This window comes from Kitasatospora herbaricolor (assembly GCF_030813695.1).
GTDB classification, from domain to species: domain Bacteria; phylum Actinomycetota; class Actinomycetes; order Streptomycetales; family Streptomycetaceae; genus Kitasatospora; species Kitasatospora herbaricolor.
In genome coordinates this window covers 8496957-8510340 of sequence record NZ_JAUSVA010000002.1, presented here as the reverse complement: position 1 = coordinate 8510340, position 13384 = coordinate 8496957, and the positions used below count along the sequence as shown (strand labels likewise).

At 76.3% G+C, this 13384-nt stretch carries 11 protein-coding genes; 5 read left to right on the top strand and 6 right to left on the bottom strand.

The genetic code is table 11. The features are described from left to right. Positions 1-4 precede the first annotated feature (4 nt). Positions 5-214, top strand: a complete 210-nt coding sequence (locus tag J2S46_RS36830) for a ferredoxin (RefSeq protein WP_073928505.1) — start codon at positions 5-7, stop codon at positions 212-214. Between the two features lie 435 nt (positions 215-649). On the opposite strand, the gene J2S46_RS36825 is transcribed toward J2S46_RS36830, so the two are convergent. The 6 genes from J2S46_RS36825 to J2S46_RS36800 all read right to left on the bottom strand — a co-directional run bounded on the left by J2S46_RS36825 (position 650) and on the right by J2S46_RS36800 (position 9232). Then, the gene (locus tag J2S46_RS36825) at positions 650-1819 is read right to left on the bottom strand and encodes an acyltransferase family protein (RefSeq protein ID WP_191294603.1); all 1170 of its coding nucleotides are present in this window, start codon (positions 1817-1819) and stop codon (positions 650-652) included. A 255-nt stretch (positions 1820-2074) separates the two neighbouring features. Then, positions 2075-3067: an aldo/keto reductase gene (locus tag J2S46_RS36820; protein WP_191294602.1), complete on the bottom strand. Its 993-nt coding sequence runs from the start codon at positions 3065-3067 to the stop codon at positions 2075-2077. Positions 3068-3395: 328 nt separating this feature from the next. Beyond that, complete coding sequence (locus J2S46_RS36815) at positions 3396-4838, bottom strand: MFS transporter (RefSeq protein ID WP_191294601.1); 1443 nt, start codon at positions 4836-4838, stop codon at positions 3396-3398. Then, positions 4835-6100 carry an NtaA/DmoA family FMN-dependent monooxygenase gene (locus tag J2S46_RS36810; RefSeq protein WP_191294600.1) on the bottom strand — a complete coding sequence of 422 codons (1266 nt, stop codon included), beginning with the start codon at positions 6098-6100 and terminating at the stop codon, positions 4835-4837. Before J2S46_RS36810 ends, J2S46_RS36815 begins: the two co-directional genes overlap by 4 nt. A gap of 46 nt (positions 6101-6146) precedes the next feature. Then, the gene (locus tag J2S46_RS36805; protein WP_191294599.1) at positions 6147-7214 is read right to left on the bottom strand and encodes an LLM class flavin-dependent oxidoreductase; all 1068 of its coding nucleotides are present in this window, start codon (positions 7212-7214) and stop codon (positions 6147-6149) included. A 266-nt stretch (positions 7215-7480) separates the two neighbouring features. Beyond that, positions 7481-9232 (bottom strand): helix-turn-helix transcriptional regulator, encoded by a 1752-nt coding sequence (locus J2S46_RS36800; protein WP_191294598.1) that lies wholly within the window; start codon positions 9230-9232, stop codon positions 7481-7483. A gap of 208 nt (positions 9233-9440) precedes the next feature. On the opposite strand from J2S46_RS36800, the gene J2S46_RS36795 reads away from it, so the two are divergent. From J2S46_RS36795 to J2S46_RS36780, 4 genes are all read left to right on the top strand, one after another. Then, the gene (locus tag J2S46_RS36795) at positions 9441-10268 is read left to right on the top strand and encodes a 2-oxo acid dehydrogenase subunit E2 (protein ID WP_191294597.1); all 828 of its coding nucleotides are present in this window, start codon (positions 9441-9443) and stop codon (positions 10266-10268) included. Positions 10269-10344: 76 nt separating this feature from the next. Then, the gene (locus J2S46_RS36790) at positions 10345-11433 is read left to right on the top strand and encodes an alpha/beta hydrolase (RefSeq protein WP_191294596.1); all 1089 of its coding nucleotides are present in this window, start codon (positions 10345-10347) and stop codon (positions 11431-11433) included. A 134-nt stretch (positions 11434-11567) separates the two neighbouring features. Further along, positions 11568-12455: an AfsR/SARP family transcriptional regulator gene (locus J2S46_RS36785; protein WP_191294595.1), complete on the top strand. Its 888-nt coding sequence runs from the start codon at positions 11568-11570 to the stop codon at positions 12453-12455. Then, positions 12452-13273, top strand: a complete 822-nt coding sequence (locus tag J2S46_RS36780; protein WP_191294594.1) for a thioesterase II family protein — start codon at positions 12452-12454, stop codon at positions 13271-13273. The genes J2S46_RS36785 and J2S46_RS36780 overlap by 4 nt, the downstream gene beginning before the upstream one ends. The last annotated feature ends 111 nt before the right edge of the window (positions 13274-13384 follow it).

Below are 13384 nucleotides of genomic sequence, written 5' to 3'. Positions count from 1 at the left end.
GGACATGCTGATCACCGCCGACCGCGACCGCTGCATCGGCGCGGGCCTGTGCGTGCTGACCGCGCCGGACGTCTTCGAGCACGACGACGACGGCCTGGTCCACGTGCTGGAGCAGGAGCCCGACGCCCGACTGGAAGGGGACGTACGGCTGGCCCAGCAGCTCTGCCCGGCCCGCGCCCTGGCACTGGAGACCGCCTCGCCGCAGTCGACCTGAAGTCTCCGCAAGCCCCTCCGGGCGGGGATCCTCGGGAGTAACCACCGGTCATGAGCGCCTGAATCGCCCGGCGGGCGCCCCGGCGGAGGCCGCCGATCCGAATATTCGGATCGGCGGCCTCAAGCGCTCCCCCGGGCCGACGGCCCCGGACCGCAAATTTGTTCATGCGCCCTTTCGTGCACCGCCGTTTCGGTGCACCGCCCTCTCGCCGCACCGTCGCGGCCCTCGGTGCACCGTCGTATTCCACCGGCGGCGGCACCGGCACCGTCCTGACCGCCCGACGGGCCCGGCCCCGGACCGGAGCGGCCGTACCCCCCTGGGTACGGCCGTCCGGCCCCGGGGCCGGGCCCGGCCGGCGCCCGGTCGGGCGCCGGGTTCGAGAGTCGGGTTCGTTCGAGGGCCGGGTTCGTTCGAGGGCCGGCTCGGGTCGGACGGTCAGCTCGGCGCCGAGGTCCCGGCCACCGCGCCGACGCACACCGGCTCAGGCACCCCCGAACGGACCGCCGGGTCGCTCCACCGGCGTACGGCCGGAATCTCCACGAACCGGTAGGACAGCCAGGACACCCCGATGGTCACCACCAGCAGCACGGCTCCCAGCCCGACCACCTCCGGCACGCTCCACACCCGGGTCCCGCCCAGCGCCACCCGGACGTAGTGCAGCACCAGGTGGTGCGTCATGTAGAAGGCGAAGGAGATCTCGCCCAGCCGCACGGCCGTGCGGCTGCGGAACGGTGACGCCTTGCCGGCGACGTCGGCCTGCGCGGCCGCGGCGACCAGCAGCGCCAGCGGCAGCGCGACGGTCGCGGTGAACCCGTACACCGTCGGCACCAGTGCGAGCTGGAGGGCCGTACCCGCCGCCACCAGGACAGCCGCCCCGGGCAGACCGAGCGGGATCCAGCGGCCGGCCAGCACGATCCTCGCCAGCAGGATGCCGAGCACGAAGTCCAGCGCCCGCACCAGGGGCAGGGCGACCAGGAACCAGTTCTGCAGCAGGGACATCTCCATCCCGGGCAGCTGCGGGCTCCCCGGGACGAACGCGTCGTCCGCGAACGGCAGCAGCACGATCACGGCCGTCAGGGCCAGCACCCAGGCCCAGAGCCGGTCCACCCGGATCCGGTCGGTCAGCGCCCTCAGCCAGGGGAACGCCAGGTAGAAGGCCAGCTCGCAGCTGAGCGACCAGCTCGGCAGGTTGACGGCCCGCATGACGTCCAGCTCGGGCACCCAGGCGTGCACCAGGAAGAGGCTCGGCAGCAGGCGGCCGCCCGTCAGCGTCTCGCCGGCCCAGAGCGCCAGCAGCAGCGCGGCGACCCAGGTCAGCAGGTGGGTCGGGAAGATCTTCACCAGCCGGCGCCGCCAGAACCGGGATCTGCTGTCGTCCTGCCGGGCCGACCAGGTCAGTACGAACCCGCTGAGGATGAAGAAGAACTCCACCCCGACCCAGCCCAGGCCGAAGGCGTAGCGGAACACCGCGGAGGCCGGCCCGGGAGCGAGGTAGCCCTCCACGGACAGGTGGGTGAAGAAGACCAGCAGGGCCGCGACGAACCGCAGCCCGGTGAGGGACGGCAGGCGGGAGAACGCGGCCGGTTGAGCAGTGCGCTCGGACATGGCGAATCCTTTGCGTGCGAGGTGGACGGGACGACGGACGACCGGTGGACGGTCGTCGGCCAGCCTCTGCCGCCCGTCTAAAGCACCCCTGCCCAGCTCCTAAACGCCACCGGGCCCCTCGAAATCGCCGTCCTCGCCGCCCGTGCCTGTGCCCCGGGCCTCCCCGCTCCGGGCATGCGGCATACCCGGCGGGGCCCGAGGCCCTGCCGGTGCTGCCGCATACCCGGAGCCGGTGCCGGCCTCCCGGGGCGGGCGTCAGAGGTCGACGAACTGCAGGCTGAAGTCGGTCAGCCGGGCGCCCGCGACCTCGCCGGCGGGGACCGCCGCCTCGATGGCGGCCAGCTCCTCGGGGCCCAGCGAGAGGGTGGCGGCAGCCAGGTTCTCCTCCAGGTGGTCGATGCGGCGGGTGCCCGGAATGGGGACGACGTCCTCCCCCTGGTGCTGCACCCAGGCCAGGGCGAGCTGGCCGACCGACACCCCCAGCTCGATCGCCAGCGGCTCCAGCCGGTCGACCAGGCCCAGGTTGCCGGGGAAGTTCTCGGGAGTGAAGCGCGGCTGCGCCACGGTACGGAAGTCGGTGGGCCCGAAGGCCTCGGTGGAGCGGTACCGCCCGGTGAGCAGGCCACGCCCGAGCGGCGCGTTGGGGACGATACCGATGCCCAACTCGCGTGCGGTCGGGGCTACTTCATCCTCCAGCTGGCGGGAGAACAGTGACCACTCGGTCTGCACGGCGGCCAGCGGGTGGACGGCGTGCGCGCGGCGGATGGTCTCCGGAGCGGCCTCGGAGAGCCCGATGTACCGGACCTTGCCGGCCTGCACCAGCTCCGCCAGCGCTCCCGCCGTCTCCTCGATGGGCACGGAACTGTCGACCCTGGCCTGGAAGTAGAGGTCGATGTGGTCCAGCCCGAGGCGCTTGAGCGACGCGTCGGCGGCCTGCTTCACGTATTCGGCGTCGCCGCGGACGGCCTGTCCGATGCCGTCGCCGGTGCGCAGCACGCCGAACTTGGTGGCCACCACGGCCTCGTCGCGGCGGCCGGCGACGGCGCGGCCGACCAGTTCCTCGCTCAGCCCGTGGCCGTAGACGTCGGCCGTGTCGATCAGCGTGACGCCGAGGTCCAGGGCGCGGCGGATGGTGGCCACCGCCTGGTCGGGGTCGGTCGGGCCGTAGAACTCGCTCAGGCCGAGCGCGCCGAGCCCTTGGGCGCCGACTTCGAGCCCTCCCAGCCGGCGGGTGGGAAAATCGTTCACGAGGATTCGCTCCGTCTCACGTCGATGGGCCTGCCGGCTCCAGCGTGCTGACGAGGGCTAAACCGCATCCAAACCGTGCCCGGCCCCGGTGGTCGGGGCCGGACGTCCGGGGCGCTGCGCCGCAGGTCGCGCGGCCGGTGGGAGGCCGGGGGCCGGGGGTGCGTCGAACACCGCAGCGCGCCGTGTACCGGGCCACGCCGAGTACCCCGGGCACGTCAAGACCGGGGCGCGCCGAGCACGGGGGTGCGCCGAGCACGGGGGCGCGCCGAGCACGGGGGCGCGCCGAGCACGGGGGCAGGCCGAACACCGGGGACGGCCCCGCCGCTCCTCATCCCACGGCCCCGTCCCCGGCGGCGGGCGGCGCCGTGCCGGACGCCCCGACGGCGGGCGGCGCCGTGCCGGGCGCCTCCACCGGCGGGCGGGCGGCGAACGGGACCAGCGCGACCGTGGCCAGGGTGTAGAGCAGGACGACCACGAAGGCGGAGCCGAAGCCGCCGACGGCCACCAGTACGGCCAGCCCGAGCGTGCCGCCGAGCCGCTGGGAGACGTTCAGCAGCCCGGCCGCCGCTCCGGTGAGCTCCGGCGGCGCCACCAGCCCGGCCCGGGTGACGGCGGCGAAGGCCAGACCGATGCCCAGGCCGAAGAGGCAGAGCGCGGGCAGCACGCCCTCGGCGTAGCCGCCGGGGGTCCGGCCGGCCAGCAGGGCGGCGCCGGCCACGGTGGCCGTGCTGCCCGCCAGCAGCGCGGCGCGCGGCCCGGCGCGGGCCTCCAGCGGAGCGGCCAGCCGGGCGCCGGCGAAGACCAGCAGGCTCCACGGGAGGAAGGCCAGTCCGGTCGCCGCCGGGCCGAGGCCGAGGCCGCGCTGCAGGTACTGGGTCAGCAGGTAGCCGGAGCCGAAACTGGTCGCGGAGAGCAGGGCCAGCAAGGCGTTGGCCGCCGCCCGGCGGCGGTCGGCCACCAGCGCGCGCGGCACCAGCGGCTGCGGGGCCCGCCGCTCGGCCACCACGAAGGCCACCAGCAGCAGCGGCGCGGCGGCGGCCGGTGCCAGGGTGCCGGCCGACGTCCAGCCGTGTTCGGAGCCGTGCACGACGGCGTAGGTGAGCGCGAAGCAGCCGAGGGTGGCCAGCACCGCGCCCGGCACGTCGAACCGGCCCGGGGTGCGCGGCGACTCGGGGATGTGCCGGCGGGCGAGCAGGGCCGCGGCGGCGCCCGGCAGCACGGTCAGGAACATCACCGCCCGCCAGGACAGCGCGTCGGTGAGCACCCCGCCGAGCACCAGGCCGATCGCCCCGCCGACGCCGGACACCGCCCCGTACACGCCGATGGCCCGGGCCCGGGCCGGGCCGTCGAACAGGGTGCCGATCAGGGCGAGCGCGGTCGGTGAGGCGACGGCCCCGCCGACGCCCTGGAGGGCGCGCGCGGCGATCAGCACGGTGCCGTCGGGGGCCGCGCCGGCGAGCAGGGAGGCGGCGGTGAAGGTCCACATCCCGGTGAGGAACATCCGCCGCCGGCCCAGGACGTCGCCGGAGCGCCCGCCGAGCAGCAGCAGTCCCCCGTAGGTGAGCACGTAGGCGTTGACCACCCAGGACAGCCCCGCGTCGGTGAACCCGAGGTCCTCCCGGAGCCGGGGCAGCGCGACGTTGACGGCGCTGGCGTCCAGCACCACCATCAGCTGGCAGGCGGCGAGCGCCGCGAGGGCCGGCCCGGGGCGGGGCGCCGCGGGGCCGCGGCCCGCCGGGCGGGGCCGGCCCGCACGGGGCGGCGCGGTCACCGGGCGACGCCCGGCCGCCGGGTGGTCAGGCCGAGGTTCTCCCGCAGGGTGGCCCCCTCGGTGTAGGCGGTGCGCAGCACCCCGCGCTCCTGGAGGTGCGGCACCACCCGGTCGGTGAACTCGTCGAAACCGACGGGGTTGAGGTGGCCGGCCAGGATGTAGCCGTCGGCGGCGCCGGTCCGGACGTTCTCGTCGATCCGGGCGGCGACCTCGGCGGGGGTGCCGGTGAAGGTGTGCCGGAGCAGGCTGCGGATGGCGAGTTCGCGGATCGACAGGCCTTCGGCGACGGCCCGGTCGTACATCGCCGCCGCGGGTGAGCCGGGCGGCCCGGCGGGCGGTGGCGGTGGGTCGTCGGGGTCGCGGCCGGACAGGTCGGCGCCCCAGAGCTGCCCGATCCGGGTGAGGGCGACCACCGGGGTCACCTGGCGCAGGGCCACGTCGCGGGAGCGCTCGGCGGCGTCCCCGGCGGTGTCGCCGAGGACGAACCCCGCGCCGGGCATCACCTTGAGCGAGTCCGGGTCGCGGCCCAGGGCCCGGGCGCGGGCGCGGATCGCGGTGCGGAACCGGCGCCCCTCGGCGGGCCGGTCGTGCAGCGAGAAGACGATGTCGGCGTGCCGCACCGCGAAGGCCTGTCCGTCGGCCGAGTCGCCGGCCTGTACGAGGACGGGGCGGCCCTGCGGCCCCGGCGGCAGGGTGAACGTCCCCTCCAGGTCGATGTGGGTGCCCCGGTGCCGCTGCGGGGTGGTGGTGCCCCCGGCCCAGAGGGCGGTGGCGGCGCGGACGAACTCCTCGGCCCGGGCGTACCGGTCGGCGTGGGCGAGGTGGGCGCCGCGGCGGAAGTTCACCCCGGCCTCGGGGTCGGCGGTGGTGACGATGTTCCAGCCCGCCCGGCCGGCCGAGAGGTGGTCGAGGGTGGCGATCTGGCGGGCCAGTTCGTACGGCTCGTTGTAGGTGCTGCTCATGGTGGGCACCAACCCGATGTGCCGGGTGACGGCGGCCAGCGCGGACATCACGGTCGGGCTGTGCGGTCGGCCGGCCACCTCCAGGTCGTCCAGCCGTCCGGCGTGCTCGCGCAGCCGCAGGGTCTCGGCGATCAGGAAGAAGTCGAAGCGGCCGCGCTCGGCGGTCCGCACGGCGTGCCGGAACGACGCGAAGTCGATCTGGCTGCCGGAGCGGGGGTCGTCCCAGACCACCCAGACGCTGTGCGGGAAGGTGGCGGCGAGCAGGACCTGACGGCGGGCGCCGGGCGGTGGTACGGGCATCGGGGGCTCCTGTGGGCCGGGCGGCGGACGCGGTCGGTGGGCAGGATCAGCGGCCGGGGCGGGCGGCGGGGCGGGGCAGGCCGAGGCGGGCGCGGAGGGTGCCGGCCTCCTGGCGGCGGCGGAAGGCGCCGCGGGCCTGCAGGGCGGGCACCACGCCCCGGGTGACGGCCGGCAGGTCGCGGTCGACGGAGGCGGGCAGCAGCCGGACGCCGTCGAGCCCGGCGGCCTGCCAGTGCGCCAGGGCGGCGGCCAGCGCCTCGGGTGTGCCGGCGAACGCGCCGGGGCCGGCCGGGCGGCGGGCGGCGGCCCGGCGCGGGTCGCCGTCGAGGGCGACCGGCAGGTCGGCGAAGATCAGCAGGGGCGGGCCGGGCCGGCCTGCGGCGGCCTCGGCAGCGCGCAGCAGGGCGGCCTGCGCGCGGGCGTCGTCCGGGTCGGCGGCGTCGAGGAGCGCCAGATCAGCGCCGCGGACGGCGAGCCGGCGGGTGCCTTCGTCCCGGACGGCGGCCAGGACCGGCGGTTGCCCCTGCGGCGGGCGCGGGGTGACGGACGGGCCGCGGACGGTCAGGTGCGGGCCCCGGTGGGCGACGGGCCTGATCCGGGTGCGGTCCAGGAACAGGCCCCGTGCGGTGTCGCGGATCTCGGCGTCGTCGTCCCAGGAGTCCCAGAGTGCGCGGATCACCTCGACGGCCTCCGTGGTCTCGGCGAGCCGCTCCTCCGCGCTGCCCGGGGTGCGGCCCGCCGTCCCGTCCTCGGCCCGGTCCAGGCCGGCCCTGACCAGGCAGCCGGCCCGGCCAGTGGTGACGAAGTCCAGGGTGGCGACGGCGGTCGAGAGATGGAACGGTTCACTGTGCGTCGGGGTGACGGTCGGCACGATCCCGATCCACCGGGTCAGCGCCCCGAGCGCGGCGGCGAGTTGGACGGCCTCCGGGCGGGCTCCGCCGCCCGGCGGGGGCGCGTGGGCGTCGTCCAGGGTCAGCAGGTCGAGCAGTCCCCGCTCGGCCTCGGCGGCCCGGTCCGCCCAGACCGCCGCCGGCGCGGGCACGGCCGGTGGCGGCTCGCCCCCGGGTGCCCCGTCCAGGGCGACCGCCAGGTGCAGCGAAGTCCCGACGTCCACGAACCCACCGTGCTCTCCCCCGGCCGCGCCGCGACGGGATGGTCCTTGCCGCCCGTCCCCGGCGGGCGGGGGCAGCGCAGCACGGGACGCTAGCCGGGGAGCGGGAGCGGGGACAATCGCCGTTCAGGGCCGCTTCAGCGGGAGTTCAGCGGGGCACCGGCAGCCGCCCGGCCGACGGCGCGGCGGCCGACGGGGCGGCGGCCCGGGGCGGCGGCCCGGGGCGGCGGCCCGGGGCGCCGACGGCGGCCGGCGGCCCGGACCGCCCGTCAGGCCGCCGACTGCACGACCATCCGGACCAGGGCGGCCCGGGAGCCGATGCCCAGCTTCCGGTAGGTGCGGGCGAGGTGGACCTCGACGGTGCGGGCGCTGAGGCCGAGGCGGTCGGCGATCTCGCGGGTCCGCAGGCCGGTGCCGACCAGTTCCGCGATCTCGCGTTCGCGGCCGGTGAGCACGGAGAGCGCCGCGTCGCCGGCGGGCTCCGGGCGGGCGGCGGGCAGCGCGCGGACGGCCCGGCGGGCGGTGCCACCGCCCCGCCGGGGCGCGGCCGCCGCCCCGGCCGCCGGGACCTCCGCCCGTACCTCGCGGTCCGCCCGGGCCCTGCGGCCCCGGCGGTCCGCGTGGCCGAGCCGGGCCGCCGTCTCGGCGAGCAGGGCACGCGAGCCCGTCCGGGCCGCCACCTCGGCCGCCGTGTCCAGCAGTTCGCGGGCGACCCGGTGGCCGGGATCGGTCTCCGGGCCGGCGCGGTCGACGGCCGCCAGGGCCGTGGAGAGCCAGTGGCCGGCCAGCGCGATGTCGCCGCCGCGCAGGGCGGCCCGCGCCGCGGCGGTGAGGACGGCCGCGTCCTGCGGGTCCCGGCCGGGGGTGGCCCGTTCGGTGTGCAGGGCGCGCCGTTCGACCGGGGCCCCGCGGGCGGCGAGCACGGCGATGGCCCTGCGGTGCGCGTCCTCCCGCCAGCAGGCGTCGGTGCCGTCGTACACCAGCCAGCGCACCAGCGGGTGCCGGAAGACGCTGCGCGGGGTACCGGAGAGCGGGCGCAGCAGGTCGACCCGGCGCAGCCCGTCGAGCAGACGGCAGACCTCCGGCTCGGGGAGCCGGGCGACGGCGGCGACCGTGCCGGCGTCGATGTCGTCGCCGAGCACGGAGGCCGCGGCGAGCACGGTCTGCTGCTTCGGGTCGAGGGCGCTGAGCTCGGTCACCAGGTGGCGGGCCAGCACGTCGGGAAGCCCCGCGTCGGAGGGCAGCCCGCGCAGGTCGGCGAGCAGCCCGTCGGGGCGGCCCACCTGCCGGCTGGGGCAGATCCGGGCGAGCGCCTGCAGGTAGAGCGGGTTGCCCTGGGCGTCCCGGTGCAGGATGCGCAGCCGCGGGTCGGTGGCGTTCAGGTCCAGCAGGTCGGCGGCCTGGGTGAGGCCGAGCGGGGCGAGTTCGGTCCGGCGGACGGTGCCGAGCTGGCTGCCGCGGGCGAGGGTGGCGCGCAGCCGCTCCGGGGCCTGCCGGGGCCGGTAGGAGACGACCAGGGCGAGCGGCGCGTTCACCGGCCAGCGCACCAGCCGGTCGAGCAGGGCGAGTGACGCCGGGTCGGCGGCGTGCACGTCGTCCAGCACGATCAGCAGTCCGCGACAGGTGTGCTGTTCGAGGAGTGCGCGTAACCGCTCGGGCGTCGGGCACCCCGCGGCGTCGTCCACGGAGGCGGCGATCCGGCGGATCACCGCGAGCAGTTCCTCCCGCAGCCCGGCGCGGTCGGCGAGGCCGAGCCAGCCGCGCAGCACCTGGATGAAGAGGCTTCCCGGCAGGTCCTGTTCGGCCGGGTCGGCGAGGCCTCTCAGGACGGTGAAGCCGCGGCCCGCGGCGGTCTCGGCGAGCCCGGCGAGCAGCCTGGTCTTGCCGCTGCCCGGGTCGCCGGCGAGTTCGACGGCGGACGCCCGTCCGTCGGCCACGTCGTCGAGGACGGCGAGGAGCTGACGGTTCTCGGTCTGCCGGACGGTTTCGGTTCGGATGCAGATGTCTCGGACTGCGATCACGGCTGGGTCATCCCTCCCCCGGTGCCCGGCGGAGCTGGCGGGTCCGCCCAAGGCTGCGTTCGATCGTAACCACGCACCGGGGCCACCCGAACGGATGACACAAGGATTTCACAGTCGCCGGTCGCGGACCGGCCCCCGGGATTCAGTCACCGATTAGCCGGATCCGACAGGCTCGGCACCTCTGCCGGTACGACGGAGGGACCATCCCATGGGCAGTCCGACCGGGCGCGCACCCCAGCTCGCGCCGCCACCGCGGGAGCGGCGGCACACCCTGTTCTTCCTGGAGGCGATCCGGGACTTCTCCCCGGTGTTCCTGGACACCGAGATCGACGCGACCAGGCTGCTGGCCGACCGGGAGCGGGCCCGCGCCGACGGGCTGCGGCGTTCGGTGACCGGCTACGTCCTGGTCGCCGCCGGCGGTGTGCTGGCCCGTCACCCGGAGGCCAACGCGGCGTACCGGGGCGGGCTGCGCCCCAGGCTGGCCAGGTTCTCCACGGTGGCCGGGAAGATCACCCTGGACCGCACCCTGGACGGCACCCGGGTGGTGCTCTCCACCGTGGTTCCGGAACCCCACACGGCGGGGCTCGCCGAGGTGCAGCGCCGGCTGGACCGGGTGCGGGAGGGCGATCCGGCCGAACTGCCGGAGTTCGCCGGGATCCGTGCCCTGCACGCGCTGCCCTGGCTGCGCGGCCGCCGGCGGTTCGCCCGCGCCGCCCGCGACCTGACCCTGCGTCCGCTGATCACCGGCACCTTCGCGGTGACCTCGCTGGGCCACCGGCCGGTGGACGGCTTCCACTCGGTGGGCGGCACCACGATCACCCTCGGCGTCGGCCGGATCGTCGAGCGGCCGGTGGTGCGCGACGGCGCGATCGTCGCCGCCCCGGTGCTGCGGCTCAGTCTGGCCTTCGACCACCGGGTGATCGACGGGGCGGAGGCCGCCGACGTGCTGGCCGAGATCCGTGAGGCGCTCCAGGAGTGGCCGGCCCCGGCGGACGCACCGGACCGGCCGCCGGCGGACGCCCGGACCGCCGGATGAGCGGGGCGCGGCGCGGGGCCGGCGGCGCGGGCCGACGGCGGGAACGGGGACGGGCGTGACGAGCGGAGTGCACAGGGTGACCAGCAAGGCGCCGGCGAACGACCTCGCCGAGCTCAAGCAGTTCGTGGTGGCGCAGGCCACCTCGCAGGGCATCACCCCCGAGCAGTACGGGGCGGTGCTGGACGGCGTGGCCGACGACGGCGACGGCGGCCCCGGCTCCTGGGTTCGGGGCTGGACGGAGGCCGGGGAGCGGCTGGAGAAGGAGGGCAGGCTGCTGGAGGCCGGCCGGTTCTACACCATGGCCCGCTTCCCGTACCCGTCCGGCTCCGCGCGCCGGGAGGCCGAGGAGCGGGCCCGCAGCGTCTTCGCGCGCTGGGCGTCGGACTTCCCCGGCATCGAGCGGCTGGAGGTGCCGACGCCCGCGGGCCCGGTGGCCGCCTGGGCGGGCGGGCTGTCGGCGGAGGACCCCAAGCCCCTGCTGCTGATGTCCGGCGGGATCATCAGCCTGAAGGAGCAATGGGCGCCGGTGCTGCTCCAACTGGCCGAGTTCGGCCTGGCCGGGGTGGTGACCGAGATGCCGGGGGTGGGCGAGAACCCGCTCCCGTACGACCTGTCGGCGCCCGCGCTGCTGCCCGCCGTCCTGGACGCGGTCGCCGGACGGGCCGACACCGCGCGGACGTACGCGCTGGCGCTGAGCTTCAGCGGCAACCTGGCCCTGCACGCCGCACTGGGCGACCGCCGGATCCGCGGCATCGTCGGCGCGGGCCTGCCGGTGCACGACTTCTTCACCGACCGGGCCTGGCGCGCCAACGTCCCGCGGGTCACCGTGGACACCCTGGCGCACCTCGCCCGCACCACCTCCGACCGGGTCTTCGAGGAACTGGGCCCGCTGGCCCTGGACCACCGGCTGCTGAGCGCGGTGGACGTCCCCGTCGCGCTGGTCGCCAGTGCCCGCGACGAGATCATCCCGCCCTCGGACACCGAGCGTCTGCGGCGCTCGCTGCGCAGCCTGCGGCTGCGGGTGCACGACGACGTCCACGGCTCCCCCCGGTACTTCCCGCAGACCCGGCTCTGGACCTTGCTGTCCGTGCTGCGGATGACCGGGGAGCACCTCCCGCAGCGCCTCGCGCTCGCCGAACAGTTGCGAACCCTCGACCGGGGGTGATCCCGGTCACGGGCCCCGTACGTACCCCCGGTACGTACGGGGCCCGCGCCGCTACGTATACGTGAATACGCTGATGCGCGGCGAGGTCCGGCGCGACAACCTGAGGTGGCCGACACACACTCAGGGAGTCCGCATTGAGATACGAAATTCTCGGAAGCCTGCGCGTCGACACCGGGAGCAGCACCTCGACCGTCAACGCCCGGAACATGGAGGTCGTGCTGGCGACGCTGCTGGTCAGGACGGAGGAAGTGGTCCCGATACCGCAACTCGCCCACGAGATCTGGGGGGACGCCCCACCCCGCCGCCATCTGGCCGCGATCCACGTGTACATCTCCCAACTGCGCAAGCTGCTCGCCGACGCCGACCGGCCGGAGAGCGTCATCGCCACCCGCTCCCCCGGGTACGTCCTGCGGCTGGGCCCGGACGACCGGCTGGACTCCGAGGAGTTCCAGCAGTTGATGCAGAGCGGGCGCAAGGCCGCCCGGGCCGGGAGGCCGGAGGAGGCCGCCGTCGCCTTCGAGGCGGCGCTGGAGCTGTGGCGCGGACCCGCGCTCGGCGACCTGCGGGCCGGCCCGATCCTGGACGGCTTCACCACCTGGGCCGAGGAGGCCCGGCTGGAGTGCGTCGGCATGCACATCGACGCCGGGCTGGCCTCCGGGCGGCACCGTGAACTGATCGGCCGGCTCTACTCGCTGGTTGCCGAGCACCCGCTGCACGAGGCGTTCCACCGTCAGCTGATGATCGCGCTGTACCGCTCGGAGCGGCAGGCGGACGCGCTGCGGGTGTACCGCTCGGCGCACCGGATCCTGACCGCCGAGCTGGGCATCGAGCCCGGCCGGGCGCTGCGCGAGGTGCAGCGCGCGATCCTGGCCGCCGACCACCGCCTGGACCTGACCGGCCCCGCCCGGGGTGATCGCGCGGAGCAGCCGTCGGACCTCGACGACCGGGCCGACCTCACCGAACGAACCGTCGCCCGCCGCACGGCCGGCGACGCCCGCACCGGACGCCGGGAGGCGGCATGAGCACCACGGACACCGCGCACCGCTCGTGGCCCACTGACGGCACCACGGCGGCCGGCACCGCGCCGGAGGAGACCTCGCTGTGGGTACGGCACTTCCACCGCCGGCCGGACGCGCCCGTCCGGCTGCTCTGCCTGCCGCACGCCGGCGGCTCCGCCTCGGTCTTCCGGCCCTGGGCGACCGCGGCCGGCCCCCATCTGGAGGTGCTCGCGCTCCAGTACCCGGGCCGTCAGGACCGCTACCGCGAAAGGCCCGTGGAGGACATCGCCGAACTCGCCGACCGTGCCGTCCCCGCGGTCCGCGCGGCGGTCGGCGACCGGCCCTACGGCCTGTTCGGGCACAGCATGGGCGCCCTGCTCGCCTTCGAGCTGACCCGCCGGCTGGAAGACACCGGCCACGGCCCCGACCTGCTCGCGGTCTCCGGCCGCCGGCCGCCCTCGGCCGTCCGCACCGGGGAGTACGCCCACCTCGTCGACGACGCCGCGCTCACCGCCCACCTGCGGGAACTCAGCGGCACGGACCCGCGCCTGCTCGCCGACGAGGAGGCCCTGCAGATGATCCTGCCCGCCGTCCGCGCCGACCTGACCGCGGTGGACCGCCACCAGGCCGCCCCGGGCGCCACCGTCGACGCGCCCGTCCTCGCGATCACCGGGGACAGCGACCCGTGGGTGACCCCCGGGGAGGCCGCGGCGTGGCACCTCCGCACGACGGCCTCCTTCGATCTGCGGGTGTACTCCGGCGGCCACTTCTACCTGGAGAACCTCCAGGAGGAGCTGCTGGCCCTGCTCGGCGGCCGCCTCGCGCCCGCCGGCGCCCGCTGATCCCGCTCGCCCCCGTACGCCGAAGCCGGGGTGGCAGGTCGGTCCCCTCCGACCTGCCACCCCGGCTTCGGTGTGTCCGCGCCGCCCCGGTTCGGGTGCGTCCGCGCTGCC